The sequence below is a fragment of the Halobacillus trueperi genome (assembly GCF_003386945.1).
Classification (GTDB): Bacteria; Bacillota; Bacilli; order Bacillales; family Halobacillaceae; genus Halobacillus; species Halobacillus aidingensis.
In genome coordinates this window covers 214,596-240,803 of the sequence record NZ_QUAE01000002.1, presented here as the reverse complement: position 1 = coordinate 240,803, position 26,208 = coordinate 214,596, and the positions used below count along the sequence as shown (strand labels likewise).

At 42.1% G+C, this 26,208-nt stretch carries 23 protein-coding genes and 5 tRNA genes; 25 read left to right on the top strand and 3 right to left on the bottom strand.

Annotated features, from left to right (window positions below; translation table 11 throughout):
* The first annotated feature begins 23 nt into the window (after window positions 1-23).
* The 11 genes from glyQ to DYE48_RS03775 all read left to right on the top strand — a co-directional run bounded on the left by glyQ (window position 24) and on the right by DYE48_RS03775 (window position 11,254).
* Window positions 24-911 carry a glycine--tRNA ligase subunit alpha gene (gene glyQ, locus DYE48_RS03825; protein ID WP_089654294.1) on the top strand — a complete coding sequence of 296 codons (888 nt, stop codon included), beginning with the start codon at window positions 24-26 and terminating at the stop codon, window positions 909-911.
* Entirely contained in the window at window positions 904-2,988 is a 2,085-nt protein-coding gene (gene glyS / locus DYE48_RS03820; protein WP_115822483.1) for a glycine--tRNA ligase subunit beta, read from the top strand. The genes glyQ and glyS overlap by 8 nt, the downstream gene beginning before the upstream one ends.
* A gap of 81 nt (window positions 2,989-3,069) precedes the next feature.
* Entirely contained in the window at window positions 3,070-3,699 is a 630-nt protein-coding gene (gene ccpN, locus DYE48_RS03815) for a transcriptional regulator CcpN (protein WP_115822482.1), read from the top strand.
* Between the two features lie 24 nt (window positions 3,700-3,723).
* The gene (locus tag DYE48_RS03810; RefSeq protein WP_115822481.1) at window positions 3,724-4,536 is read left to right on the top strand and encodes a pyruvate, water dikinase regulatory protein; all 813 of its coding nucleotides are present in this window, start codon (window positions 3,724-3,726) and stop codon (window positions 4,534-4,536) included.
* 255 nt (window positions 4,537-4,791) lie between these two features.
* Window positions 4,792-5,253: a YaiI/YqxD family protein gene (locus DYE48_RS03805; RefSeq protein WP_089654290.1), complete on the top strand. Its 462-nt coding sequence runs from the start codon at window positions 4,792-4,794 to the stop codon at window positions 5,251-5,253.
* Window positions 5,254-5,290: 37 nt separating this feature from the next.
* Entirely contained in the window at window positions 5,291-7,102 is a 1,812-nt protein-coding gene (gene dnaG / locus DYE48_RS03800; protein ID WP_115822480.1) for a DNA primase, read from the top strand.
* Between the two features lie 37 nt (window positions 7,103-7,139).
* Complete coding sequence (rpoD, locus tag DYE48_RS03795; protein WP_089654288.1) at window positions 7,140-8,273, top strand: RNA polymerase sigma factor RpoD; 1,134 nt, start codon at window positions 7,140-7,142, stop codon at window positions 8,271-8,273.
* Between the two features lie 78 nt (window positions 8,274-8,351).
* Complete coding sequence (locus DYE48_RS03790) at window positions 8,352-8,885, top strand: hypothetical protein (protein WP_115822479.1); 534 nt, start codon at window positions 8,352-8,354, stop codon at window positions 8,883-8,885.
* A 108-nt stretch (window positions 8,886-8,993) separates the two neighbouring features.
* Window positions 8,994-9,362 (top strand): cytochrome c550, encoded by a 369-nt coding sequence (gene cccA / locus DYE48_RS03785; protein ID WP_089654286.1) that lies wholly within the window; start codon window positions 8,994-8,996, stop codon window positions 9,360-9,362.
* 69 nt (window positions 9,363-9,431) lie between these two features.
* On the top strand, window positions 9,432-10,139 hold the full coding sequence (locus tag DYE48_RS03780) for a tRNA (adenine(22)-N(1))-methyltransferase (RefSeq protein ID WP_115822478.1): 708 nt from the start codon (window positions 9,432-9,434) through the stop codon (window positions 10,137-10,139).
* Window positions 10,136-11,254, top strand: a complete 1,119-nt coding sequence (locus DYE48_RS03775) for a Nif3-like dinuclear metal center hexameric protein (RefSeq protein ID WP_115822477.1) — start codon at window positions 10,136-10,138, stop codon at window positions 11,252-11,254. The genes DYE48_RS03780 and DYE48_RS03775 overlap by 4 nt, the downstream gene beginning before the upstream one ends.
* Window positions 11,255-11,288: 34 nt before the next feature.
* Here DYE48_RS03775 and DYE48_RS03770 read toward each other — a convergent pair whose 3' ends face one another.
* Window positions 11,289-12,245 carry a 4-hydroxy-3-methylbut-2-enyl diphosphate reductase gene (locus DYE48_RS03770; protein WP_115822476.1) on the bottom strand — a complete coding sequence of 319 codons (957 nt, stop codon included), beginning with the start codon at window positions 12,243-12,245 and terminating at the stop codon, window positions 11,289-11,291.
* 175 nt (window positions 12,246-12,420) lie between these two features.
* On the opposite strand from DYE48_RS03770, the gene DYE48_RS03765 reads away from it, so the two are divergent.
* Window positions 12,421-13,740, top strand: a complete 1,320-nt coding sequence (locus DYE48_RS03765) for a DEAD/DEAH box helicase (RefSeq protein WP_115822475.1) — start codon at window positions 12,421-12,423, stop codon at window positions 13,738-13,740.
* Window positions 13,741-13,755: 15 nt separating this feature from the next.
* Window positions 13,756-14,649, top strand: a complete 894-nt coding sequence (locus tag DYE48_RS03760) for a deoxyribonuclease IV (protein WP_115822474.1) — start codon at window positions 13,756-13,758, stop codon at window positions 14,647-14,649.
* 489 nt (window positions 14,650-15,138) lie between these two features.
* Here the strand turns inward: DYE48_RS03760 and DYE48_RS03755 are convergent, their stop codons facing one another.
* The gene (locus tag DYE48_RS03755; RefSeq protein WP_089654280.1) at window positions 15,139-15,423 is read right to left on the bottom strand and encodes a DUF2624 domain-containing protein; all 285 of its coding nucleotides are present in this window, start codon (window positions 15,421-15,423) and stop codon (window positions 15,139-15,141) included.
* 190 nt (window positions 15,424-15,613) lie between these two features.
* Between DYE48_RS03755 and DYE48_RS03750 the strand changes: the two genes are divergently transcribed.
* Together DYE48_RS03750 and DYE48_RS03745 are read left to right on the top strand one after the other, a co-directional pair.
* Window positions 15,614-16,342, top strand: coding sequence for a transglycosylase SLT domain-containing protein (locus tag DYE48_RS03750; RefSeq protein WP_115822473.1), 729 nt, complete (start codon window positions 15,614-15,616; stop codon window positions 16,340-16,342).
* A 115-nt stretch (window positions 16,343-16,457) separates the two neighbouring features.
* Complete coding sequence (locus DYE48_RS03745) at window positions 16,458-17,030, top strand: DUF4190 domain-containing protein (RefSeq protein ID WP_115822472.1); 573 nt, start codon at window positions 16,458-16,460, stop codon at window positions 17,028-17,030.
* A gap of 34 nt (window positions 17,031-17,064) precedes the next feature.
* Here the strand turns inward: DYE48_RS03745 and ispG are convergent, their stop codons facing one another.
* Window positions 17,065-18,189 (bottom strand): flavodoxin-dependent (E)-4-hydroxy-3-methylbut-2-enyl-diphosphate synthase, encoded by a 1,125-nt coding sequence (ispG, locus tag DYE48_RS03740; protein WP_089654277.1) that lies wholly within the window; start codon window positions 18,187-18,189, stop codon window positions 17,065-17,067.
* Window positions 18,190-18,439: 250 nt separating this feature from the next.
* Between ispG and DYE48_RS03735 the strand changes: the two genes are divergently transcribed.
* The 10 genes from DYE48_RS03735 (at window position 18,440) to DYE48_RS03690 (ending at window position 26,197) form a co-directional block, all read left to right on the top strand.
* Window positions 18,440-19,060: an NfeD family protein gene (locus DYE48_RS03735; RefSeq protein WP_115822471.1), complete on the top strand. Its 621-nt coding sequence runs from the start codon at window positions 18,440-18,442 to the stop codon at window positions 19,058-19,060.
* Window positions 19,061-19,153: 93 nt separating this feature from the next.
* The gene (locus DYE48_RS03730; RefSeq protein WP_115822470.1) at window positions 19,154-20,938 is read left to right on the top strand and encodes a methyl-accepting chemotaxis protein; all 1,785 of its coding nucleotides are present in this window, start codon (window positions 19,154-19,156) and stop codon (window positions 20,936-20,938) included.
* A gap of 196 nt (window positions 20,939-21,134) precedes the next feature.
* On the top strand, window positions 21,135-22,772 hold the full coding sequence (locus DYE48_RS03725; RefSeq protein WP_089654346.1) for a Na/Pi cotransporter family protein: 1,638 nt from the start codon (window positions 21,135-21,137) through the stop codon (window positions 22,770-22,772).
* An 800-nt stretch (window positions 22,773-23,572) separates the two neighbouring features.
* Window positions 23,573-23,649: transfer RNA gene (locus DYE48_RS03720), tRNA-Met, on the top strand.
* A gap of 24 nt (window positions 23,650-23,673) precedes the next feature.
* Window positions 23,674-23,749 (top strand) — tRNA-His (locus DYE48_RS03715).
* Between the two features lie 3 nt (window positions 23,750-23,752).
* Window positions 23,753-23,829, top strand: a tRNA-Ile gene (locus tag DYE48_RS03710).
* Between the two features lie 11 nt (window positions 23,830-23,840).
* Window positions 23,841-23,933 (top strand) — tRNA-Ser (locus tag DYE48_RS03705).
* A gap of 62 nt (window positions 23,934-23,995) precedes the next feature.
* Window positions 23,996-24,068: transfer RNA gene (locus DYE48_RS03700), tRNA-Phe, on the top strand.
* A 176-nt stretch (window positions 24,069-24,244) separates the two neighbouring features.
* Complete coding sequence (locus tag DYE48_RS03695; RefSeq protein WP_089651710.1) at window positions 24,245-24,859, top strand: superoxide dismutase; 615 nt, start codon at window positions 24,245-24,247, stop codon at window positions 24,857-24,859.
* Window positions 24,860-24,961: 102 nt separating this feature from the next.
* Window positions 24,962-26,197: an MFS transporter gene (locus DYE48_RS03690; RefSeq protein WP_115822469.1), complete on the top strand. Its 1,236-nt coding sequence runs from the start codon at window positions 24,962-24,964 to the stop codon at window positions 26,195-26,197.
* Window positions 26,198-26,208: the final 11 nt, after the last annotated feature.

Sequence of the window (26,208 nt, the reverse complement as noted above, 5' to 3'; positions counted from 1 at the left end):
AGTCATTTTCTAGGAGGGAACGTATGAATATTCAAGACATGATCTTAACATTACAGAATCATTGGTCAAAGCAAGGGTGTCTGCTTATGCAGGCCTACGATACCGAGAAAGGGGCAGGAACGATGTCTCCTATGACGCTTCTACGGAGCCTTGGACCTGAGCCGTGGAACGTTGCCTATGTAGAGCCGTCCCGCCGTCCTGCTGATGGACGCTATGGCCAAAACCCGAACCGTTTATATCAACACCATCAGTTTCAGGTCATTATGAAACCTTCTCCTGATAACATCCAGGAATTGTACTTAGAGTCACTGGAAGCCCTTGGAATTGACCCGAAGAAACACGACATTCGGTTCGTAGAAGATAATTGGGAAAACCCAACCTTAGGTGCTGCAGGTCTTGGTTGGGAAGTGTGGCTGGATGGCATGGAAATCACTCAATTTACGTATTTCCAGCAAATCGGCGGTCTTGAAGCTAAGCCTGTCTCTGCTGAAATCACGTACGGTCTGGAACGACTGGCCTCGTACATTCAGGATAAAGAAAATGTTTTTGAATTAGAATGGACCAACGGAGTAACGGTAGGTGATATTTTCACACAGCCGGAATATGAACATTCGGTTTATACGTTCGAAGCTTCTGATGAGGACATGTTATTCGATCTTTTCTCAACTTATGAAAAGGAAGCACAGCGAATCATGGAACAAGGACTTGTCTTTCCGGCTTATGATTATGTTCTGAAATGCTCCCATACGTTTAATTTGCTTGATGCCAAAGGAGTCATTAGCGTAACGGAAAGAACCGGTTATATTTCCCGTGTAAGAAACCTGGCTCGGAAAATTGCTAAAACCTATGTAGAGGAAAGGGAGCGTCTAGGCTTCCCGATGTTGAAGAAGGAGGAGGGGCACCATGAGTAATACCGTATTATTTGAACTAGGTGTAGAAGAGCTTCCCGCTCGTTTTATCAATGATGCTTTAGATCAGCTGCAAGAAAAAACAGCTCAATGGTTCAAGGATAACCGGATTCCTTACGGAGACATCACAGGCTTTGCCACTCCAAGAAGATTGGCTGTTAAAATTACCAATGTTGAAGAAAAGCAGCCGGATATTGAAGAGGAAGCAAAAGGACCTGCGAAGAAAATCGCTCTTGATGAAGAAGGAAACTGGACGAAAGCGGCCATCGGGTTTTCTAAAGGTCAAGGGAAAGATGTAGATGATATCTATTTCAAAGAAATCAAAGGCACGGAATATGTTCATGTCAATAAGTTCATTGAAGGAGAACCAACCACTAAACTTCTTCAGAACTTCCGTGATGTTTTCTTATCGCTTACCTTCCCTAAAAACATGCGATGGGGAAATCGCGACCTGCGTTATGCACGTCCAATCCGTTGGATGATCGGTCTTTTCGGAGAAGAAGTCATTCCTTTTACAATCGAAGGGGTTGAAACAGGAAATACGACTTACGGCCATCGTTTCTTAGGGTCCAAAACGACAGTTGCTGAAGCTGATGCTTATGAACCAACGTTGAAAGAACAGTATGTCATGGCTTCGGTAGAGGAAAGAAAAGCGGAGATTGTAGATCAGCTGAAGAAGCTTGAAAGGGAAAATGAGTGGAAGCTGATTATAGATGAAGAGTTATTGAACGAAGTGACACATTTAGTCGAATATCCGACCGTTTTCAGCGGCACGTTCTCTGAAGAATTCCTTGAAGTTCCTGAAGAAGCACTGGTTACTTCGATGAAGGAGCATCAGCGGTATTTCCCGGTACGTTCTCTGAACGGAGAGTTGAAGCCTCATTTCGTCGGCGTTCGTAATGGGGATGACAGGCACCTTGAGACGGTAGCAAAAGGAAACGAAAAGGTTTTAAAGGCGCGTCTTAAGGATGCTCAGTTCTTTTATGAAGAAGATCAAAAGGGAAGCATTGATGAAAAGATGAAGAAGCTTTCTCGCATGGTCTACCAGGAAGAGCTTGGTACGTTAGCGGATAAAGTCCAACGGATCGTAGCCATTACTGGTAAACTCGGGGAATGGATCGGCCTTGAAGAAACTCAGCTGCAAAAAGCGAAACGGGCAGCAGAAATTTGTAAGTTTGACCTTGTCACCCAGATGGTCGATGAATTTACAGAACTACAAGGAACGATGGGGGAAAAGTATGCACGAATTTTCGGTGAAGAGGAAGAGGTAGCTGTAGCCATCAATGAACATTACATGCCTCGTCAAGCAAATGGACCCGTACCTTCTTCAACCATGGGTTCTCTTGTCAGTATTGCAGATAAACTGGATACAATCGTAGGTAGTATCTCTATCGGCATCATTCCGACAGGTTCACAGGACCCTTACGGATTGAGACGCCAGGCTTTAGGTATTCTGCAAACCTTAACGGCACATGGATGGTCGCTTCCAGTTGAGCAATTGATTGATCTCGTGCATCAATTTTATTATGAACTGGATCTCCCAACTCGTGATGAAAAAGAAGTTCATAACGACTTACATGAATTCTTCCGAGTGCGTGCGGCTTATTTAATGAAAGAGGAAGGAGTCGCTCCAGATGTTGTGGAAGCTGTGTTGGCAAGAGGCATCGGCGTCTATCCCACGACGAAGGAAAAAGCGGTTCTTTTAGTAGAAAAACGCCAAGATCCTTCTTTCAAATCTGTGCATGAAGCACTCGGTCGTGTATTGAATTTAGCGAAGAAGGCAGATGCTGCGGATGTCGATCCTTCATTGTTTGAAAATGAACAAGAACGCCAATTGTATGATGCTTATCAACACATACATGAAGATTATCGACAAGCATTAAAAGAGACTCACCTGGACCTGGCTCTGAATCAGTTATCCAAGCTTGCAAGTCCAATCCATACTTTCTTTGATGCAACGATGGTTATGACGGAAGATGCAAGCATACGCCGCAATCGCTTGGGGCTATTGAAACAGATTTCTGAAGACGTCTATGCGTTCGCAGACTTGAATGCCATTGAATGGAAACAACAGTTCTAATCAGCTTTCTTTTACCGATAATTAAAAATGAGCTATAATTAAAAATAGTATGTCACAGTTAGTGATCGGGGTGAAGAAAGATTGGAACTATCAAACCGGCAAGAGCAAATTATTCAAATTGTGAAAGATAACGGGCCGATTACAGGTGAGAATATAGCGGATCAGCTGAACTTGACACGGGCTACGCTGCGTCCAGACTTAGCCATTTTGACAATGGCGGGCTTCTTGGACGCCCGCCCGCGTGTCGGTTACTTCTTTACGGGGAAAACAGGATCTGAGCTTTTTACTGAGAAGCTGAAGAAGTTCAAAGTGGATGAATATCAATCCCGCCCGATAGTTGTGGAAGAAGATGTATCTGTTTACGATGCCATCTGTGCCATGTTTTTAGAAGACGTTGGGACGCTTTTCGTAACGGATCAACATTCCATTTTAACAGGGGTCTTATCAAGGAAAGATCTGCTGAGAGCGAGTATCGGTAATCAGGATCTTACGTCCGTTCCTGTCCATATCATTATGACAAGAATGCCGAATATTACGGTTTGTGAACCTGAAGATTTGTTACTGGATGCGGCCCAGAAGTTGATTGAAAAACAAATTGATGGTCTACCTGTCGTTCAACCTAGTGAGGAAGGGTTGAAAGTAGTCGGTAGACTGACGAAAACGAATATTACGAAAGCACTCGTGGAATTGGCCAGGGACCAACATTTGTAATTTTAGAGGGGGAGGAGGGATAGTATGGAAAAGCCTTTAATTTATGTCTTATCAGATTCCGTTGGAGAGACCGCAGAACTGGTCGTAAAAGCATGTCTCAGTCAGTTTGATGACGGGCCTTTTGATTTGCAGCGAATTCCTTATGTGGAAGATAAAGGGACGATCAACGAGGCGGTACAGCAAGCCAAAGAACATAAGGCGATGATCGGTTTTACATTGGTGATTCCAGAGTTTAGACAGCATCTGAAACAAGAAGCTGAAAAGCATGGCATTCAGTGTGTCGATATTATGGGGCCGATGATGGAGGTTATGCAAAACCACCTACAAATTAAACCTCGTCTTGAACCAGGTCTTGTTCATAAATTGGATGAAGATTACTTTAAGAGAGTTGAGGCCATCGAGTTCGCTGTCCGGTACGATGACGGGCGTGATCCACGTGGTATTTCCAAAGCGGACATCGTGCTTATCGGTGTTTCTCGAACATCCAAGACACCATTGTCGCAGTATTTGGCTCACAAACGCCTAAAGGTAGCGAATGTGCCGATTGTACCGGAAGTGCAACCACCATCAGAATTGTTCCGTGTCGATCCTGATAAATGCATAGGCTTGAGTATCAGTGCAGAAAAACTAAATGATATAAGAAAAGAAAGATTAAAGTCATTAGGGCTTGGAGATCAAGCAAGTTATGCGAATATGACTCGTATTCAGCAGGAAATCGACCACTTCAATCGGATTGTGGAACGGATTGGTTGTCCGGTGATTGATGTATCGAACAAAGCCGTCGAAGAGACAGCCAATGTCATTATGAACAAATTACGTCAGAATGCCCAAGAATAGTACAAATAGCGGAAGTCGTGCTTTGATTAAGCGCGACTTTTGTTGGGAAGAATGAAATTAGGTACAATTAGACATAGCGTAAATGATAGGAATGTATTATAATATCTATTTGTGGTAAAAATCCTTATAGTGAAGGGATGTCCATTCCTACCAAGTTTTTCTGATAAGGAGTCAGAGAAAGCACAAACTTTTCAGAAAAATAAAACATTCACTTTTAAGGAGGATTCTACCGCTTATTGTAGAAATATTGATACTATGCCAAATTTAAATGTTCATATTTATGTCGATGCAGATAGTTGTCCAGTACAAGAGGAAATCATCGATGTTTGTATGCAGTATGATCTACATCCTTATTTCATAGCAACCGTCAATCATTATAGTCGGGAGAAAGCAGAAGCTGGATGGATGTTCGTCGATGACGGATCGCAATCTGTCGATCTGTATATCCTTAATCAAGTTGGAGAAGGCGATGTCGTTATTACCCAGGATCTTTCGCTGGCTGTATTATTGACTTCCAAAGGGGTTTATGTACTTACTCCAAGAGGTAAACTGGTTAGAGAAAATGATGCAGACAACATCATGAACCAAAAGTTCATACGGCAGCAGACAATGAAGCAGAGAAAGAAATGGAAAGGCCCATCGGCATTTACAGCGAATGATCGCGAAAAGTTCCGATCTGTTTTCCAAAAATTGTTGTCAGAACATGAAGGGTTTTAAGCTTTGAACGAGAATAATTGAGTAGTATGGTGATTTTATGGCTGGACATATTCCAGAAGAAAAAGTCGATGAAATCAGAAGGTCAACGGATATTGTAGAAGTGATCGGCAATTACGTCGATTTGAAAAAACAAGGCAGGAACCATTTCGGCCTTTGTCCTTTCCACGGGGAAAACACTCCTTCCTTTTCCGTTTCTCAAGATAAGCAGATCTTTCATTGCTTTGGTTGTGGAAAGGGAGGGAATGTCTATACCTTCCTGATGGAGATTGAAGGGTTTAGTTTTATCCAGGCACTAAAACAACTGGCTGAGCAGACTGGTATCGATCTTCCTGATCAATTATCTGAAGAGGCCCCGTCAGAAAAGAGCCAAGAATCCCAGGCGATGCTTGAAGCCCATCAATGGTTGACTAAATTATATCATCATTTGTTAAAGAATTCCAAAGATGGTCGGGAAGCTTACCAATATTTAATCGACCGTGGTTTTACGGATGAAACGATCCAAAAATACCAAATTGGATATTCCCCGGATTCTAAGGACTTTGTCGTTACATTCCTTGAAAAGAAAGGGTATCATCCACAGACGATGGTTAAAGCAGGCTTGCTCAGTACCAATGATCATGGAGAATATGCGGACAGGTTCCGTGGGAGAGTCATTTTTCCACTCAGGAACCATTTAGGAAAAACCGTGGCTTTTGCGGGAAGGGCTCTCGGACAACAGGAACCTAAATATTTAAACAGCCCGGAGACAGAACTTTTCCATAAGGGGCGTCTGCTTTATAACTTCGATCTCGCCCGTTCCGCCATTCGAAAAGAAAAAACGGTCATCCTGTTCGAAGGTTTCGGAGATGTCATTTCTGCTGACCAAGCAGATATCCACCATGCCGTAGGTACGATGGGGACATCTTTATCAAACATGCAGGCAAACCTTTTGAAGAAATACGCAGAGCAGATCATCATCTGCTATGATGGTGACCGCGCAGGAATCGAAGCAGCTGTCAAAGCCGCGAAACTCTTAAAAAGTGTAGGTTGTCAAACCTACGTTGCTCGTGTCCCTGATGAGCTCGACCCAGATGAATTCATCCAAAAGTATGGCGGGGACCGATTCAAACGTGAAATCATTGATACGAGTGATACGTACATTTCCTTTATGATGAATTACTTGCGAAGAGATTATAATCTGCAAGTAGAAGGAGATCGCATCACTTATATCGAAAAGGTATTACAAGAGATTGCAGGGCTTGACCGTGCTGTCGAACGAGAGCACTACCTGAATGAAATCGCTACAGAATTTCAGCTCTCCGTAGAAACTCTGAAAGAAGAAGTTCAGCGGATTCGATCACAAAGCGGTGTTAAGGATAAGGAGCCTAAGAACCGATATACTAATGATACAAGGCAGCCAACGGTTCAAAAAAAACTTTTACCCGCTTTTCATAATGCAGAAAGAAAACTGATTGCGTATATGTTGAGAGATCCATATATCGCTGATAAAGTTCAAGAGGAAATCGGAGGAGCTTTCAATATTGAAGACCATCAGGTCATTGTCACCCATCTTTATGCATATTATGAAGACGGCAATGAATCGGATATCAGTCAGTTCGTCGAGATGATTGAAGATGCTTCCATCAAAAATTTGGCGATCGAGCTTGCAATGGCACCTGTCAGCGAAGAAGTTTCTGATCAGGAAATCCACGATTACATCACAAGGATTCGATCAGAACAGTGGGATCGAACGGATATTAGAAACCTTGAATCTGAGTTGAAAAAGGCTGAACAACAAAATGAGCCGATCAGAGCAGCAGAAATTGCGATGGAAATCATCAAGCGCAAGAAAGAATTGAAACACCATTAGGTAGAGTTTGTATAGATTGTTGGAAGGAGGGGGACTTATGGCAGATAAGCAACAACAGCCATCACGTTCTAAAGAAAATGAGAATCAAACAGAATTAACACTTGAGCAAGCGAAAGAGCAAGTGGTAGAGTTAGGGAAAAAACGAGGGATCCTCGCATATGAAGAGGTAGCGGAAAAACTATCGAGCTTCGAACTGGACTCTGATCAAATGGATGAATTCTATGAACACCTGAATGAACAAGGTGTAGAAGTAATCGGGGATTCTGAATCAGATCCAAGTATGAAGCAATTGAATAAAGAGGAAGAGTTCGATCTTAATGACTTGAGTGTACCACCTGGAGTCAAAATCAATGACCCTGTACGTATGTACCTCAAAGAAATCGGTCGAGTGAACCTGCTTTCTGCCAAAGATGAAATCAGTCTTGCTCAACGTATTGAGAATGGCGACGAAGAAGCCAAGCGTGATTTAGCAGAAGCCAACCTGCGACTTGTTGTAAGTATCGCTAAAAGATATGTAGGTCGAGGTATGCTTTTCCTTGACTTAATTCAAGAAGGTAACATGGGTCTGATCAAAGCGGTAGAAAAATTCGATTATCGTAAAGGTTACAAATTCAGTACCTATGCCACATGGTGGATTCGCCAGGCGATTACAAGAGCGATCGCTGACCAAGCTCGTACGATCCGTATTCCTGTCCACATGGTGGAGACGATCAACAAACTGATTCGTGTTCAGCGTCAACTTCTTCAAGATCTTGGCCGTGAACCAACGCCGGAAGAGATTGCACAGGACATGGACCTGACTCCAGATAAAGTCCGTGAAATTCTAAAGATTGCTCAAGAACCGGTATCATTAGAAACACCAATCGGGGAGGAAGATGATTCTCACTTAGGTGACTTCATTGAAGACCAGGAAGCGACATCTCCTTCAGATCATGCAGCTTATGAACTGTTGAAAGAACAGCTTGAGGATGTCCTTGATACATTGACAGATCGAGAAGAAAATGTACTCAGACTTCGATTCGGTTTGGATGATGGACGTACAAGAACACTTGAAGAAGTAGGAAAAGTGTTTGGGGTAACTCGCGAGAGAATCCGTCAAATCGAAGCGAAGGCTCTGCGTAAACTCCGCCACCCAAGCCGGAGCAAACGTTTGAAGGACTTCATGGAATAAAGATTCTTCCGACTCAGGGGTCGTTTCGCAAATGGATGCGGGAGGGCTCCTGAGTTATCTTTTCTTTTGGAGGCTGCTATGAAACATGAAAGGACAAAAACCATCGTTGATGAAATCAGGTACTGGAAACAAAATCATTTGCTTCCGGATGAATATTGCAATTTCTTGTTAGCGCTTTATACTCAAGGGGAAGGTCAGGAGAACGAAGAGAGCGCTAAAGGTGCACAAAGCCTCGCCTTTTATATGTTCATGGCAATGAATGCTTTTTTGTTACCCCTTTCATTTCTTGTCATTTATTTTACTGAAATGGGAATCATAATGCAAACAGTGGTTTTGTCGAGTTTTGTAATCGGGGTATGGATTCATATTCGTTGGTTACAATATAAAAAGTCGGACTGGCTTTTTATTCCGCTTCTCAATGGTGCGTTAATTCTTCTGCTTTTAACCGTTCACCTTAATCAAAATATGATAGGTCTGGGGCTGTCCTTTTACATAACGCTCACTTTAAACTTGACCTTGTGGATTTATCTTGGATGGTTATGGAAGGTGAAAACGCTTTTTTATTCAGGTGTCATTGGCTTCATTTTTTTAATTATTTACATTGTTTCATAAGTTTTCACATGATATCTCTTTAATAAGTAACGGTTTTCAAGTAAAATAAATATAGTCGAATAGACACGAAAATTCTATATGAGGGAATACATAAGGAGGTTGCAACAAATGAGAAAGAACCCTGTGATTCCATTCGCAATTATCGCTGTGCTGGGGATCGTCGTTATGATTGTCGTATCTGCAGCTGGGATTAATCAACGCGAAGCTATTCAGAATGAAGAAGAGGGCGGCGGTGAGAAGCAAGAAGAAACCGCAAGTGCAAGTCCTGAAGAGTTGTATCAGAACCAATGTGCAAGCTGCCACGGTGGAGACCTTGGCGGGGGAGCTGGCCCTAACCTTCAACAAGTAGGAAGCCGCTATTCAGCTGAAGAAATTAATGACATCATCGTAAATGGTAAAGGTTCTGCCATGCCTGCTGGTCTTTACACAGGAGAACAAGCAACTAAATTGGCCGAATGGCTTGCTGAAAAGAAATAACAATAAGAAGAAGAACGAAAAGCTTTCTGGCCAATCAGAAAGCTTTTCTTTTATGAGAGGAAAGAGTCTATGAATGTAAATCAATTATCTCAACGTTTAGCACTTGTTGCCGACTATTTACCGAAAGGGGCCCATTTTGCGGACATTGGTTCGGATCATGCCTATCTTCCGTGCTTTGTATGTTTGAATGATCCGGAAGCAAGAGCTGTGGCAGGTGAAGTGAATCAAGGCCCATATGATAGTGCAAAAAACGAAGTGGAAAAACATAAGCTTGAGGATCGCATTGATGTCCGTCTCGGTGACGGCCTCGGAGTTGTTGATCCTGGAGAAATAAAACAGGTTGTCATTGCTGGAATGGGTGGACCTTTAATCCGTGATATTCTTGAGGGAGGAAAAGATAAGCTTTCTGAAGTCAATCGAATTGTCGTCCAACCCAACATCGACGCAAGATCTCTTAGAAGGTGGTTCTTCCAACATGACTATACACTTATCGATGAGACAATTGTAGAGGAAAGTGGGCACATTTATGAAATCCTTGTGGCAGAAAAGGGAGACCCTTCCTCCTGTTACCATCAGCAAATCATAGAGAAGGAAATGTGGCTGGGGCCGTTTTTATTAGAGAAAAAAACAGAGCCGTTTATCCAAAAATGTAAAGAGGAATGGAAGAAGAAACAATATATTGTGAAACAGATGAAGCGAGCGACTTCTCCTGATGAAGAGAAATTGAAACAACACCAAAAGGAAATGGAATGGTTAGAGGAGGTATTGCAATCATGAATCGAACATACACAGCCCAGGATATCATCCGTGAATTTGAAAAATGGTCACCCAAGGGGTTGGCTTTTGAATGGGATAATGTGGGCCTCCAGGTTGGCACCCTCAATAAACCGGTGAAAAACATCATGGTTACCCTGGATGTTTTGGAGAATGTTGTAGACGAAGCGATTGACAAAGAAGTGGATTTAATCATTGCTCATCACCCTCTGCTTTTTGTCAAATTGAATCAAATTAATTTGGATACACCTAAAGGGAGAATTGTCCAAAAACTGATTAAACATGACATCACGGTTTATGCTGCTCACACGAATCTTGATATTGCCAAAGGCGGTGTGAATGATGTTATGGCCGAACTGATCGGAGTAACGAATTGTCGGCCGCTGATCGAAACAGGAAGCGACTCAGTCGTAAAGCTTACCGTTTTCGTCCCTGAAAACCATTCAGATGAATTACGGGATGCGATTAGTGAGGCAGGTGCAGGGCATATCGGTCATTACAGTCACTGTACGTATCAACTTTCGGGGCAAGGGACATTCAAACCGGAAGATGAAACGAATCCGTATATCGGTGAACAAGGAAAACTTGAAATCGTGGATGAAAAACGAATCGAGACGATTGTTCCAAAATCACGCCTATCCGGAGTCTTGAAAGCGATGGAAGAGGCTCATCCTTATGAGGAAGTCGCCTATGATGTTTATCCATTATTAAATGAAGGTGAATCAATGGGGGCAGGGCGTGTAGGAGAACTCGTAAACCCTGTGACTTTAAGGGAATTCGTCGAGCTGATCAAGAAGGAGTACGATGTCCCTCATGTGCGTGTATCTGGTAATATGGATAAAAAAGTGAAGAAGGTAGCTCTTCTTGGAGGCAGTGGTGAAAAATACATTCATAAAGCCAAGAGAAGTGGGGCCGATGTTTATATTACCGGAGATATGACTTTTCATATGACACAAGATGCCATGGAAATGGGGCTTTCCGTCATTGACCCCGGTCATCACGTTGAAAAAGTCGTCTGTCCGAAAGTAAAACGGTACTTAAATGAGAAGTGTAATAAAGATGGAGATTTGAACATTTTTGTTTCCAAAGCGGAGACGGAGCCCTTTACAATTGTATAAAAAAGGATGAAAGCTCTGGCTTTCATCCTTTTTTCTATCTCTTCACTTTTTTTCTGGCACGGACGGGCGGCAGAATCTTTTTCTGCTCAACTTTTGACTCGCGAATCCATGTGCTTTCATCATTATGATCGAACTGTTCGATGAACTTAATGACTTCTTTTGTTATAGGAGTTGGAGTTGAAGCGCCCGCTGTAACGGCTACTTTCTCGACACCCTCCAACCACTCTAATTGAATTTCTGTTACATCAGCAATGCGGTAAGCCGTTGTACCAGCTTTTTCCATAGAGACTTGGGCAAGTCGATTGGAGTTGTTACTCATCGGGTCACCAACAACCAGCGTTAAATCTGCTTCGCCCGCTTGTTCGGAAACAGCTTCCTGACGTACCTGGGTTGCCATGCAAATCTCCTGCTGTTTTTCGAGTTGCGGATACTTTTCTTTCGCTTTTTCCATAACATCATAGACGTCCCACTGACTCATCGTCGTTTGGTTAGTAATCATCAATTTGTCATGATCAATGTTGAGTTCTTCCACATCCTCTTCCGTTTGGACGAGATGGACTTTACCTGGTGCTACGCCCATAGCGCCTTCTGGTTCCGGGTGTCCTTTTTTCCCTACGTAAATGACTTCAAATCCCTCAGCCACTTTTTTTCTAATCAAGTTGTGGGTATTGGTCACGTCAGGGCAAGTGGCGTCTAAAACGGTGAGACCTTTCGCTTTCGCGCGCTCCTTCACTTGAGGAGAAACACCGTGAGCGGTAAAAATAACCGTTCCATCATGAATGCCTTCTAACATGTCGGTGCGATTTTTTCCATCAACAGTAATGATTCCTTCTTCCTTAAAGGCGTCGGTTACATGTGAGTTGTGGACAATCATACCTAGTATATATATAGGACGTGGCAGATTCGGGTCTTTAGCTGCGTTTCGAGCAATGACCATTGCATCTACTACACCATAACAATAACCGCGAGGGGCGATTTTAATGACTTCCATTGATTAACGTCCTCCTCTATAAATCCAATCCAATAACTTTAAAGATACCATTATCATTATAAAGGGTAAAGGGAAAGATGACAAAGAAAGACGTTCTAAGACAAGGTTATCGTGCAATTTACCTTCAGCTCTATTATAATAAGGAAGGAACATTTTACATTAAAGGAGAACGGTTATGAGTAAGCACACATTTGATCAATATGCCATCACTTCTACAGTCAGTCGAATTGTAGAGGGATTAGGTTTTAAGAAACCCACCCCCATTCAAAAGCAGGTACTGCCTGCAGCCTTGAGAGGGGAGAGTCTTATCGGACAGTCCCATACAGGATCAGGTAAGACCCATGCCTATTTACTTCCATTGTTCAATCATATGGATGACGAGGCAGACCACGTACAGTTTGTGGTTACAGCGCCCACAAGAGAGTTAGCCATCCAAATTCAGGATGAAGTAAAAAAAGCAATTCAAATGGCTGGAAAAGAAGAGGTTTGGCGTTCAAAACTCCTCATAGGTGGTACGGATAAGCAAAAAATGGTCGGAAAACTATCTTCCAGACCTCCTCACATTGTCGTCGGAACACCGGGTCGTATTTTAGACATGGTTAAAGAAGAGGCGATTGATCTTTACCAAGCCAAAGCGTTTGTGCTGGATGAAGCAGACCTGATGCTGGATTTAGGCTTTATTGAAGAGGTAGACCAAATTCTTGTACGGATGGACCAGGATGTACAGATGCTCGTCTTTTCAGCTACCATTCCAGAACGACTGCAACCATTCTTAAAGAAATATTTGACGAACCCTACACACATCCAGATTGAAGATGACAAACCATCACCAGAAACGATGGAGCATCGACTAGTCCCGCTAAGACATAAAGACCCGGCCGATGTGATTGTTGAAATATCGAAGGCGATCCAGCCTTATTTGGCCATCATTTTTACAAATGGCAAAAATCATGCCGACGAGCTAGCTGGTGAATTGATGAACAGAGGTCTTGAAACAGGAATTCTTCACGGTGGGCTTTCACCAAGAGAAAGAAAAAGAATGCTTAAAGAGTTGCAAAACTTGCGCTATCAATATATTGTAGCCACAGATCTTGCTTCACGAGGGATCGATATTCAAGGCGTCAGTCATGTCATCAACGCCCAGATGCCGAAAGAAGAAGAATTCTACATTCACAGAGTAGGACGAACAGCTCGAGCTGGAATGCAAGGAACGGCTATTAATTTGTATAAGGAATCCGACCTTCCTCTCATTCAGAAACTCGAGAAAAAAGGACTTACTTTTGAATTTTATGAAGTAAAAAACGGTGAATGGAAAGAAACAAATGCCTACAACGAGCGACAGAACCGTGAACGACATGCTTCCGATCTAGAGAAAAAAGCAAAGCAGATGGTACGGAAACCGAAGAAAGTGAAGCCTGGTTATAAGAAGAAAATGAAGCAACAGACAGATAAGAATATGAGAAAGCTGAAACAGAACCGTTTCAAGAAGAAATAAGAAAGGGTAGATCTTATGTTGAAGATTGGGTCACACGTTTCAATGAAAGGGAAGAAAATGCTGCTGGGCGCTAGTGAAGAAGCAACTTCCTATGGTGCGAGCACATTTATGATCTATACAGGAGCCCCGCAAAACACAAGGCGCCGTCCCATTGAAGAGTTGAACATTGAAGCAGGGACGGAGCATATGAAAGCGAATGGCATCGGCGACATCGTGGTCCATGCTCCTTATATCATCAATATTGGCAATACAACAAAGCCGGAAACGTTCCAGCTTGGTGTTGATTTTTTAAGAAATGAAATCGAACGTACAGAAGCTCTCGGAGCAAGGCAAATCGTTCTTCATCCAGGGTCGCACGTTGGACAAGGGGTAGATAAAGGTTTACCAAAAATCATTGAAGGTTTGAACGAAGTCCTTCATAAAGACCAAAAGGTTCAAATTGCCCTTGAAACGATGGCGGGGAAAGGCTCTGAAATCGGGAGAAGTTTCGATGAGTTGGCAAAGATCATTGATGGGGTGAACCTTAATGAGAAATTATCTGTCTGCATGGATACGTGTCACATTCATGACGCAGGTTACAATGTGATTGAGGACTTCGATGGCGTCTTAGATGAATTTGATAAAGTCGTCGGGATCGATCGTCTGAAAGTCATTCATGTAAATGACAGTAAAAATATCCAAGGGGCAGCCAAGGACCGTCACGAGAACATCGGGTTCGGCCATATCGGTTTTGGTGCTCTTCATAAAGTCATTCATCATCCGACCTTGAAAGATCTACCAAAAATCCTTGAAACACCATATGTAGGGGAAGATAAGAAAAATAAAAAGCCTCCGTATCGCTATGAAATTGATATGGTCAAAGAAGGCGTATTTGACGAAGGTTTAAAAGATAAAATCATGCAGCAATAAAGAAGGAGCCCTTGTGCTCCTTCTTTTTTTCGTTAGTCATTAAAGTAAATGGCAGGGTTCTTGAAGCGTCAGTTTCGAGATGTTTCTGGGTACGTTGCCGTGTTGGGTGTCAGGGGTGGCTGTGCCCTTATCCGAGGAGGAATGTCTTTTACAATTCCTGATCTATAGTAATAAAGCGCTCTATAGCAAGCTTTTTTTATCCAGAATAGCGATTATGGAACTTCATATAGCTCTACTTTCCTTGTGAGTAAAAGCAACTTATTCCAGGGGTGGTTTCGAGGCACTTATATGGTAAAGGAGCGGAGGGGAATGGGAGACCTCTAAAGAAAAAAAGTGCTTGGTGAGACCCCACAGGACGCAGTCCGAGGAGGCTCACCAAGCTCCCGAGGAAAGCTAGCCATTTGCCGCAGCCCCCATCAAACTCAACAAAAGTCTCGAAACTGAGACCTCAACAAAAGGAAGCTTTTGTTGAATTAATATGGGGGTAAGTTATTTTAACCAATGCTCAACACCGTATTCTTTGGACATTTTCATGAGCAATTTATATACAGATCTTGCCGTATCTTTTGATGTGATTTTCGCGAGTTTGCTGAACATGCGCTTTCTTCCATCAGGGTCGAAGGGGTTATCCTTGTTTTTCTTTAAAGCTGTGACAATGGCAGCAGCTTCATCCTTAGTTATTGGGATTTGATATTTCTGACTATAAAAAAGTAGTTCTTTTACGGTTAACTGTTTCAATTTCTGGGTAATTAACTGTTGTGCCACATTCTTCATAGGCTTATACTCCCTCTCACCGTATTTACTACACCATATGAATGTTGAGAAGGATTTGTGTTTTTAAAAAATTATGTCTATAAGTGTTTCAATTGAATTACATATACCAATCGGTTAGTATAAGCCAATGGGTTCAGTGTGGTACTAGTCAAAAGTACCAATGTGCAGAAAGTGAAGGAGTGAAACAAATATGAAGGAACAAAAACCTCTTTGGACAACGGGTATTGCATTGCTTCTCGTTGTGGCGGCATTCTTTACTATAAACCAATGGAACCAAAAGCAGGAAAAAGCCCTGGCTGATCAAAAGCAGGAATTGAAAAATAAAAATGAAAAGCTATCCAAGGAAATTGAGCGGCTACAGTCCACGAATGATTATTTGAAGGAACAGCCTTCAGCAGCAGAAGAAAAAAATGGGTATCATACGTGGCCGGAAATTGAGAAAAAGGCAGACCGTCTCGTAAAAGAAAGTGATGGGAATTTCAAAAAATCCTGGGCCATGTACCTGGTTAAGGAAGCAGAGCGCTATAAAATCAACCCTTTTCTTGTTTATGAGTTACTGAAAGTGGAAACAGGAGGAACCTTTGATCCTGAGCTCGTAGGACCTGAAACGAAATATGGACATGCTTATGGGATGTCACAATTTATGAAAAACACGGCTCCTTGGATTGCTGATATGGCTGGCTTACCTTATGAAGAAGAGTTGCTTTTCGACCCTTATTATTCCATGCAATTATCTTTAGTTTATTTAGATTTCTTACAAAACAAATACGATAATTGGGACGAAGCACTCACAGCTTATCACCGAGGTATGGGCGGCTTGAAGGAATATAAAGAAGAAAATGGACATGCCGAAAGCTGGTATGCAAAAGAAATTCAAGAGAAAGCAGAAGGTCATACGACCGTAGTATTAGCGAATTGATTGTAACCGTCTGACGTGATGTCAGGCGGTTTTTTACCATCAAATCCCTCATGTAATTTCTTGGGCTCTCCATATAATAATCATGATTCTTCAAACAGAAAGTGAGGGTATTCTAATGCATGATCCGAAAGATACTGTTGAGAATCATAAAACACAAAAGGCCCCTGAGCATGGGGATGAAATAGAACAAGTGCATGTTGAGGCTGTTGATGAACATGACGAACCTTCGACAGAACAGGTGTTGAACGAAGCTTTTGAAGAAATTCAAGACCATGATTTACGACAAGAACCTGGTAACAGCGAAGCCAGAGCTTCTGACTTTGATGACGTTGTCGCCGTTGATAATCACGGTCGTGAATCAGATGAGCCTGTTTATGGCGATAGTTATGAGGAAGAGTTCGCTCAGGAAGCGGCCGTAGGGCCGATCGATGAGCCGATGAATAACGAAGAACAAGAAACAACAATGGAAGAAGAGGAAGATGTAAAAGTGGGGATGGGCTGGTTGGGATTATCCGCCGCGATCCTTTCTTTCTTTTTTGCTCCGTTAATTCTCGGTGCGGCCGGGATTGTTCTCGGGATCATTGGTAAGCGACGCGGAGCCGATACGTTAGGGAATATGGCGATTATTGTCAGTATCGTTTCCATCGCATTTTCATTATTCTTCGCGCCGATCTATAACTTGATATAAACAAAAAGGTGACCCTGATCAGGGTCACCTTTTTTTAGGATTGTTCTTGCTCTTGTTTTAGTTTCTCTTTTTCTTTACGCTCTTTTTCGTAGTGTTCTTCAGCCAATTTGTCGACTTCTTTCTTTAGTTCATCGACCATGATGTCTTCAGGTACTTTACGGATGATCTCCCCATGGCGGAAGAGTAGACCTTCCCCGCGGGCACCGGCAATCCCAATGTCTGCTTCTCTCGCTTCACCTGGACCATTAACTGCGCAGCCGAGTACAGCTACTTTAATTGGTGCTTTAATGGTTTGGATATATTCTTCAACCTCATTGGCGATAGAGATCAAGTCAATCTCAATCCGTCCACAAGTCGGGCAGGAAATTAATGTTGCAGCATTCGATGCAAGACCGAATGATTTGAGAAGTTCTTTCGCTACTTTTACTTCTTCCACAGGGTCAGCACTCAAGCTGATCCTTACGGTACTTCCTATCCCTTTACTCAAGATGGCCCCAAGTCCGGCAGCACTTTTTACAGTACCTGCGAAAAGGGTTCCTGATTCAGTGATTCCCAAGTGAATTGGATAGTTGAAAGCTGCAGCAGCTTTTTCATACGCTTCAATCGCCAATTTCACGTCAGAAGCTTTAAGGGACACAATGATGTCATGAAAATCAAGGTCCTCGAGAATCTTGATGTGATGCAAAGCACTCTCAACCATTCCGTCTGCGGTCGGGTAACCGTATTTTTCAAGGATATGGCGCTCAAGAGAACCTGCGTTGACTCCGATTCGGATTGGAATGCCTTTTGCTTTGGCTGCTTTCACGACTTCTTCGACTTTTTCGCGTTTCCCGATGTTCCCAGGATTAATACGAATCTTATCTGCTCCACCTTCAATGGCTTTCAGAGCTTTTTTATAATCGAAGTGGATGTCAACAACCAGTGGGATATTGATGCGTTTTTTAATTTCAGGAATGGCGTCAGCAGCTCGATCATCCGGGCAAGCCACTCGGACGATCTGACATCCGGCTTCCTCTAGACGCTTGATTTCAGCGACTGTTGCTTCTACATCGTGTGTTTTGGTGGTGGTCATGGATTGGATAACAACCTCATCCGATCCACCTATCGTAACGTCTCCGACTCTTACGGGACGAGTATCTTTTCTGTGCGTAATTGCCATTAATATCGCTCCTTTGTATATTCACAAAAAGGTATGCAAGATGAATTCCAATCTTCATTATAAGGGCTATTTTTATAAATGAGAAGTCAGGAACCTTAAATATGCACATTTGTGAGTTAAATTTGTGTAAACTCATAAATGTTGTCATCATTATATCATGGGGTTAGTGGAGAAAAAATAATTGTAACTTTGAAACAAAAGGACATCTTCGGACGTACATATAGTAATTAAGGAGAGGATGTGAACCATCATGTTTACTTATGATTGGATCGCTTTATTTATTACTTTTCTCGGTACTATGTTTTTAATAGGGGAATTACTCGTTAACATGCGTGGAGTGTTTGCGATTATCGGTTTCGGCTTTATAACTGTCTATTTTTCAGGTTATCTTGAAACAGAAATGTTCATCGTCATGATGCTCGTATATTTTCTGGGAATCATTCTTATGATTATTGATGGGAAACTATTGAATGATGGGACACTGGCGGTAATTGGTGCTGTAACGATGATTATTGCTGTCGGATTCAGTGCACCTAATTGGGTAGCGGGTTTGTACAGTGTAATAGGGGTTATTTTAGGTGGAGCGGCTTCTTTGCTGTTCTTGAAAGTTTTCAAGCACAGAAAGATGTGGTCGAAAATGGCTCTCAATGATCAGCTGTCGTCAGAGATGGGGTATAATTCAATGAATGAAAAGTACCAGTACTTACTTGATCAAAAAGGAGAAGCTCTCACAGATATGAGACCTGTAGGTACGATAAGAATTGAGGATGAAGAATACAGTGCTGTTTCAAACGGCCAGTGGATTACCTCCGGGGATAAAATTAAGGTCGTGAAAGTAGATGGTACAAAAATCCTGGTCAAGAAGTTGTGAAATTACCAAACTTTAAAAAATCGTTAACAATCCCTTAACACTCTGTCGTCATACTTTGTTTGTGCAATCAATCAAAGAGATGGAGTGTTTTTTATGAAAATAGGGATACGATTCAAGCCGGTGGCGTTAAAAGTGCTATGGTCTCAAATCAACTTGCAAATAAGGCTGACAGCCATCGTTTGTGCTCTCGTGCTTATATCAGTTTCCATGATTGGTTTCTTCTCTTACATGAAAGCTAAAGAAAATCAAATGGATTTGGTTCAGGATCGCCTGGAACGCGAGTTGTTGATGGCTCAGGATGTAGCAGAACAATTGATGTACGCCTTCGTTGGAGACCAGGAAGAATTCACAAAACGCATGGAAGGATACTCAAATGCGCAACAGGCGCAAATCCAACAAGATGGTTTATCCTCTGAAGCTTATCTCATTAATAACGAGGGAATCTATTCGTACCCTACAATGGATGAAGCACCTCTTCCTGAACCTCTTGCGAAGGAACTTCTGAACAAAGAGAATGGTACAGAAACCGTGCAGTTGGATGGGAAAGGTTTTGTATTATCTTACGCACCTGTCCAAGAATTACAAGGAATTTATGTTCTTGGAGTCCCAGAGAGGGATTTTATGAGTGGAGTGCGCCAAATGGCCATGTACACATTGATATTAGGTCTCATTACCACAATAGCGATTGGTATAATTGTTTATTTGGTTGTAGGGAAAATCGTTCATCCAGTGAAACAGATGCAACATGTTATGAAGCAAGCGAGAAATGGGGTTCTTAGTGAAGCAAGCTCCATTAATACAAGCCTTCCTGAGATCCAGTCGTTAAGAAAAAGTTATGAAGAGCTTATACATAAAATTGCGGAGATTCTATCTTCCCTTCAAGGGGCTGTTGTTCAACTTGAAAAGGGAGGAGAACAGATGGATGATTCCTCTCGGGAGTTGAAGCTTGTCCATCAGGATTTAAGCAGAAGTGTGAATCAAGTCCAGGAGGAAAGTAATCAAACTTCAGAATATATGGACAGCCAAAAAGAAGTTTTCGATGAATTGAATAGGGTATTCGGTCAGATACACCAAACGTTGGAAAACCTTTTTGGAGAACAGGAAAGAATGAATGAAGCTGTTCAAGTGGGAAATGGAGGAGTGGAGCAGGTCGAACAATCTTTCCACAGTTTGAGAAAAGAAATTCAAGAAATGACTTCAAAAATCGAATCTTTTCAAAATTACATGTTGAACATCCAGGATTCGGGAACCAAAATACAAAATATTGCAGAGCAGACGAGAATGCTTGCATTGAATGCTTCTATTGAAGCGGCTCGTGCCGGACAGCATGGAGAAGGATTCGCCGTAGTGGCCCAAGAAGTTAGACGACTGGCGGATCGGTCCAGAACAGCAGCTGTTGATATTGATCAGCGGATGAAGGATGTCATGTCTCTCGGAGGAGATCTTTCCACACAATTTGACCGAATGGAAAGAGAAATTCAGGAAAGGCAGCTGCAAATGGATATCTCAAAAGATGCCTTCAGGAATTTATCGGATGGAATGAGTACATTTAATTTACAATTAGAGTCCACTAAATATCAGTTAAAAGAAGGCAAAGAGGTTATGCCGCGTATGGAAAATGTGATTGAAGGCATGAAAGAAGTTACATCAAATCAGGCTCGTTCAACAGGGGAATTAGTAGAAACTTCTAACCGCCAACAAATAACGATGCAAACCTTTGATGCTTTTACTACTGATCTGATAGGACTTACCCAAGAGCTCTCCCTTATTATTGCTTCCAATCAATTTGAAAAGGAAGAATTCAAAGAGGAACAATCCCAGGGAGATGTAAAAGAAGAATATAAAGATACTTCTACAATAAATGAGAAGGCTTCATAAAAGGTCCCTATGAGGGCCTTTTTTTATCGGAAAATTCAAATAACACACTACGGTTGTGTTGGTATTATGCGAATGTAAATTTAATGTTAAGATTCATGAATTGCCTTTACAAAAGCTTTTTCCATGGTTAATATGAGTGAGGTTGTTTTAATAAAGAGAAAAATGATGAAACTTGGATGAAGAAAGGGTGGAGAACATGGAAATCGATGTGCAACAGATGATATTTGAATTCATCGGTGGACTCGGTATCTTTCTATTCGGCTTAAAGTATATGGCGGATGGACTACAACGTACGGCGGGAGATCGTTTGAGGGAACTGTTAGACCGCTTCACGAGCAATCCATTTATGGGTGTGATCGCGGGTACAGTCGTTACGATTCTTTTGCAGAGTAGTAGTACGACAACCGTACTGACAGTTGGTCTTGTCAACGCAGGATTCATGACATTCAGACAAGCGATTGGTGTTATTATGGGTGCCAACATTGGTACCACCATGACCGCATTTATTATTGGTATAGATATTAAAGCTTATGGATTGCCAATCCTTGCCGTTGGTGCTTTCTTGCTATTCTTTTTCAAAAGTAAAAAAGTTGCGAACTTTGGTCAGACCATCTTTGGTCTAGGTGCTTTGTTCTTTGGACTTGAAGTAATGAGTGGAGGAGTGAAGCCACTTCGATCATTACAGGCTTTCCAAGATTTGACGGTAAGTATGAGTGATAACCCTATTTTGGGTGTTATTGTAGGTACCCTATTCACGGTTATCGTACAAAGCTCCAGTGCAACAATCGGAATTTTGCAGACGTTGTTGGGAGAAGGACTTGTGGATTTACAAGCAGCTATTCCTGTATTGTTTGGAGATAATATCGGTACAACAATTACAGCAGTTCTTGCTTCCATAGGTGCAAGTGTCGGCGCGAAGCGAGCTGCATTTGCTCACGTCATATTCAATGTGTTAGGTGCTACCGTATTCTTGATTTTCCTAGTTCCATTTGAAAGATATGTGAACTGGTTACAAACGAGTATGGATCTAGAGCCTGAAATGACAATTGCCTTCGCTCACGGATCCTTTAACATTGCTAATGCGGTTGTACAATTCCCGTTTATTGCAGTCCTCGCATGGATTGTCATTAAACTGGTACCAGGGAAAGATTCAGAAATTGACCATAAACCACAGCATTTGGATCCGATCTTTATTGAACAATCTCCATCCCTTGCTTTAGACCAAGCAAAAGAAGAAGTTGTTCGTATGGGTGAATATGCTTATAAAGGTCTTGAAGAGACAAGCCTTTATTTGAACAATAAACAGCAAAAGCACTCTGAACTTGCCATGCAGATTGAAGATGCTTTGAACAACCTTGATCGTAAAATAACAGATTATCTCGTGGATCTTTCTCAAGCTTCTCTTTCGGATGAGGAAAGTCATAAGCATTCGGCACTAATGGATTCTGTCAGAGATTTAGAACGTATTGGTGACCACTTTGAGAATATCATTGAGCTGATCGATTATAAGAACTCAAATAAAGTGAACCTTACCCCTCAGGCCATTGAGGATTTGAATACAATGTTTGACCTTACGCTAATGACCGTCAAGCAGGCGACAAGATCTCTTGAAACGATGAGCCGCGAAGAAGCATTGGCCGTCGTCCAAAAAGAGAATGAGTTGGATCGTATGGAACGTAGTTATCGTAAGAAACACATCATCCGTTTGAACGAAGGTGTGTGTACAGGACAAGCAGGTATTGTATTTGTAGACATGATCAGCAACTTAGAACGTATCGGTGACCATGCCGTGAACATTGCTGAGGAAGTATTGGGAGAAAAGGAAAGTCTATAAAGGAAAAAGGCGGCTGACACAGCCGCCTTTTTTTGTTTAACGGATATGTAATATAAAAAATGTTATTAAAGAATATGGCAGGATTGTGGAAGACTCGATTTCGAGATTTTTGTGAGAGTTTAGGGCTCCGGGAAAAGGTTCGTTTTCCGTTTGCGAGTGATGAGCCTCCTCGAGCTAACGCTCTGCGGGGTCTCATCTACCACGCACTTCCCACAGGAGTCTCACCGTTTCCCTCCGCCCCTTTGCCATATGAGGTTCTCGAAATCCCCCAAACAGTAACCTGCCGAGCTCTGTAATAAAGACCTGTTTACTCACGGCATTATAGAGTGGTTTTAACCATAGCATCTGCACGAATAAGGCCCGGGAATAGGGTCTGGGAAACGTCCGCATGAAAAACGAATAGAGACACAAACGTGTGTGTTTTGCTACTGACTGATTCAAAGCACTGCAAATCGTTGTTTCCCTGACCCTTTATCCACGGCCAGGAATTGTCATTCACTATTCCAACTAGGTCAGTCTTCCTTAAAGGATGCGTGGTATGTGCTCCTTGCGCTCCCACGGAAAGCGAGCTAGTACCCGCAGACCTCGTCCACTCACCAAAAGTCTCGAAACTGAGTCTTCTACAATAGGGAGCATATGTAAAAGTATATTCAATACATTATTTTTCTTTAAAAAAACCTTGATTGGAAGAGAAGAGCGTGATATATTATTTTTGTCGCTGATTTGAAAGAGAAAAAAACAGTTGACGCTTTTAAATGGAAATGTTATATTATTAAAGTCGCTCACAAGCGATATCAATTGGCGGTGTAGCTCAGCTGGCTAGAGCGTACGGTTCATACCCGTGAGGTCGTGGGTTCGATTCCCTCCACCGCCACCAAACATACATAAATAAAAAAACGTGGCGGTTGTGGCGAAGTGGTTAACGCACCGGATTGTGGTTCCGGCATTCGTGGGTTCGATTCCCATCAACCGCCCCATGTGGACCCTTAGCTCAGCTGGTTAGAGCTATCGGCTCATAACCGATCGGTCGCAGGTTCGAGTCCTGCAGGGTCCACCACAACATGTTACGGAGGAGTACCCAAGTTTGGCTGAAGGGAGCGGTCTTGAAAACCGCCAGGGGCTTTACGGCCCGCGGGGGTTCGAATCCCTCCTCCTCCGCCATGATACATAATTGATGAAAGATTATCGAGGCATGGCCAATAATAAATAATAAATATAATTATGGCTCGGTAGCTCAGTCGGTAGAGCAACGGACTGAAAATCCGTGTGTCGGCGGTTCGATTCCGTCCCGAGCCACTCAGTTTAAACAATCAAGTGATGCTTGGTTGTTTTTTTATGTTTTAAAATTTGCATTCAGGGAATTCTTAATATCGTGATGCAAAACATTTGCTAATCAATTTTCCGTTTGATAATGTAAAATATGAAGCGGAATGCTTCTGTTTTACATATTATTTTAAAGGAGGAGTTACATTATGGCTAAATTTGAACTACCAGAACTACCTTACGCTTATGATGCACTAGAACCTACTATTGATAAGGAAACAATGAACATCCACCATACGAAGCACCACAACGGATATGTGACAAAGCTTAACAATGCACTTGAAGGGCATGCAGATCTTCAAGACAAATCCTTGGAAGAGCTTCTTTCCAATAATCTTTCTGTTGTACCAGAGGATATCCGCACAGCGGTGCGCCGTAACGGAGGAGGCCACGCAAACCACAGCCTTTTCTGGACAATCATGTCTCCGAATGGTGGCGGTGAACCAACAGGTGATCTTGCTACGAAAATCAATGATACGTTCGGCGGTTTCGACCAGTTCAAAGAAAAGTTTGAAGAAACGGCCAAAGGCCGCTTCGGATCTGGTTGGGCTTGGTTAGTAGTCAATAATGGTGACCTTGAAGTAATCGATACTCTTAACCAAGATTCTCCGATTATGGAAGGTAAAACTCCAATCTTAGGTCTTGATGTTTGGGAGCATGCATATTACCTGAACTATCAAAACCGTCGTCCTGATTACGTTTCAGCATTTTGGAACGTTGTAAATTGGGATGAAGTGGCTAAGCGTTTCGACGCAGCTAAATAATTGAAAATAACTGAGAGGCATGGATATTAATCCATGCCTCTCTTTTTGTATATCTCCTTTTGTTCTGAAAACACTAAAGGTGAACACAAAGGAGACATGGATATGGTGAGTAAGCTGCGTGTGTGGCTCAGCCACGAAAATGTATCAAAAGATTTATTGCTGTTACTTCTCATTGGAGGCTTATACTCTCTCGGTATATTCTTATCCAGTACATTTGTGAATATATACTTATGGAAACAATCCAATAGCTACATTGACATAGCTCTATATAATTTAGCCATTTATGTCTTACAACCATTAACTTTCATATTAGCGGGCAAGTGCGCGAAGAGAATAGATCGTGTAATCGTGTTGAGAACCGGCGTGACCGTTCTCTCTTTGTTTTTTTTAACCGTGTTACTCGTGGGTGAAAGGGCCGCTACGTTTAATATTATGCTGGGTTCACTATTGGGGGTAGGGTATGGCTTTTATTGGCTTGCTTACAATGTATTGACCTTTGAAATTACCGAACCTGATACCCGGGATTTTTTCAATGGATTTCTTGGTGTGCTGCAATCTCTTGGTGGAATGACCGGTCCGATACTTGCCGGATATATCATTTCCAGGTTGAACAATTTTACTGGATACACCGTTATTTTCACTATTTCTTTCGGCTTGTTCATAATTGCTGTCCTTGTAAGTTTTGGTTTATCAAGAAGAAAGGCTAAGGGCAATTTTTCGTTCCGTAGAATTGTATCAGAGAGAAAGAATAACTCAAATTGGAGACGTATATTGAATGCTCATGTTTCTCAGGGCTTCAGAGAAGGGACTTTCTTATTTGCTGTTTCTATCTGGATCTTTTTAATGACTGAAGATGAGTTGTCTTTAGGTGTATTCAACTTGGTTTATTCTGGTTTTTCTTTTCTATTTTATTTTCTTGTCAGTCGGTGGGTTAAACCGAGGAGGAGGAAGAAGGCGATTCTCATATCAGGATTGGCTTTATATCTGAGCGTTTTGATTTTACTGTTCAGTGATACGATGGCTCTTTTGCTCATCTATGCAGGGGTTGCAGGTGTATTTTTCCCATTACTCTATGTGCCATATATTTCTTTGACGTACGACGTTATAGGAAAATCGTGGAATGCAGCTGAAATGCGGATTGAATACATTGTAGTCAGAGAAATTTTTCTTAATATCGGGAGAGTATTGTCCATTGTAATTTTCCTTTTTGCCATAACTCTTATCCCGCCGGAAACCGGAATCCCTTATATTTTGTTGATTGTTGGAGGCGGTCATTTCTTTATTTATTTCTTTGTGAAGGGTATTGACACGCAGTGCACAGAATCGTCACATAATTGAACCCAATAACC

Coding starts and splice junctions, on each gene's coding strand:
- DYE48_RS03770 (WP_115822476.1), bottom strand. CDS start 12,245: ATGGAAGTCATTAAAATCGCCCCTCGCGGTTATTGTTATGGTGTAGTA.
- DYE48_RS03745 (WP_115822472.1), top strand. CDS start 16,458: ATGCATGATCCGAAAGATACTGTTGAGAATCATAAAACACAAAAGGCC.
- DYE48_RS03765 (WP_115822475.1), top strand. CDS start 12,421: ATGAGTAAGCACACATTTGATCAATATGCCATCACTTCTACAGTCAGT.
- ispG (WP_089654277.1), bottom strand. CDS start 18,189: ATGGCAATTACGCACAGAAAAGATACTCGTCCCGTAAGAGTCGGAGAC.
- DYE48_RS03750 (WP_115822473.1), top strand. CDS start 15,614: ATGAAGGAACAAAAACCTCTTTGGACAACGGGTATTGCATTGCTTCTC.
- dnaG (WP_115822480.1), top strand. CDS start 5,291: ATGGCTGGACATATTCCAGAAGAAAAAGTCGATGAAATCAGAAGGTCA.
- DYE48_RS03780 (WP_115822478.1), top strand. CDS start 9,432: ATGAATGTAAATCAATTATCTCAACGTTTAGCACTTGTTGCCGACTAT.
- DYE48_RS03810 (WP_115822481.1), top strand. CDS start 3,724: ATGGAAAAGCCTTTAATTTATGTCTTATCAGATTCCGTTGGAGAGACC.
- DYE48_RS03760 (WP_115822474.1), top strand. CDS start 13,756: ATGTTGAAGATTGGGTCACACGTTTCAATGAAAGGGAAGAAAATGCTG.
- DYE48_RS03725 (WP_089654346.1), top strand. CDS start 21,135: ATGGAAATCGATGTGCAACAGATGATATTTGAATTCATCGGTGGACTC.
- DYE48_RS03690 (WP_115822469.1), top strand. CDS start 24,962: ATGGTGAGTAAGCTGCGTGTGTGGCTCAGCCACGAAAATGTATCAAAA.
- DYE48_RS03695 (WP_089651710.1), top strand. CDS start 24,245: ATGGCTAAATTTGAACTACCAGAACTACCTTACGCTTATGATGCACTA.
- glyQ (WP_089654294.1), top strand. CDS start 24: ATGAATATTCAAGACATGATCTTAACATTACAGAATCATTGGTCAAAG.
- DYE48_RS03775 (WP_115822477.1), top strand. CDS start 10,136: ATGAATCGAACATACACAGCCCAGGATATCATCCGTGAATTTGAAAAA.
- DYE48_RS03730 (WP_115822470.1), top strand. CDS start 19,154: ATGAAAATAGGGATACGATTCAAGCCGGTGGCGTTAAAAGTGCTATGG.
- DYE48_RS03805 (WP_089654290.1), top strand. CDS start 4,792: ATGCCAAATTTAAATGTTCATATTTATGTCGATGCAGATAGTTGTCCA.
- DYE48_RS03790 (WP_115822479.1), top strand. CDS start 8,352: ATGAAACATGAAAGGACAAAAACCATCGTTGATGAAATCAGGTACTGG.
- cccA (WP_089654286.1), top strand. CDS start 8,994: ATGAGAAAGAACCCTGTGATTCCATTCGCAATTATCGCTGTGCTGGGG.
- DYE48_RS03735 (WP_115822471.1), top strand. CDS start 18,440: ATGTTTACTTATGATTGGATCGCTTTATTTATTACTTTTCTCGGTACT.
- glyS (WP_115822483.1), top strand. CDS start 904: ATGAGTAATACCGTATTATTTGAACTAGGTGTAGAAGAGCTTCCCGCT.
- rpoD (WP_089654288.1), top strand. CDS start 7,140: ATGGCAGATAAGCAACAACAGCCATCACGTTCTAAAGAAAATGAGAAT.
- DYE48_RS03755 (WP_089654280.1), bottom strand. CDS start 15,423: ATGAAGAATGTGGCACAACAGTTAATTACCCAGAAATTGAAACAGTTA.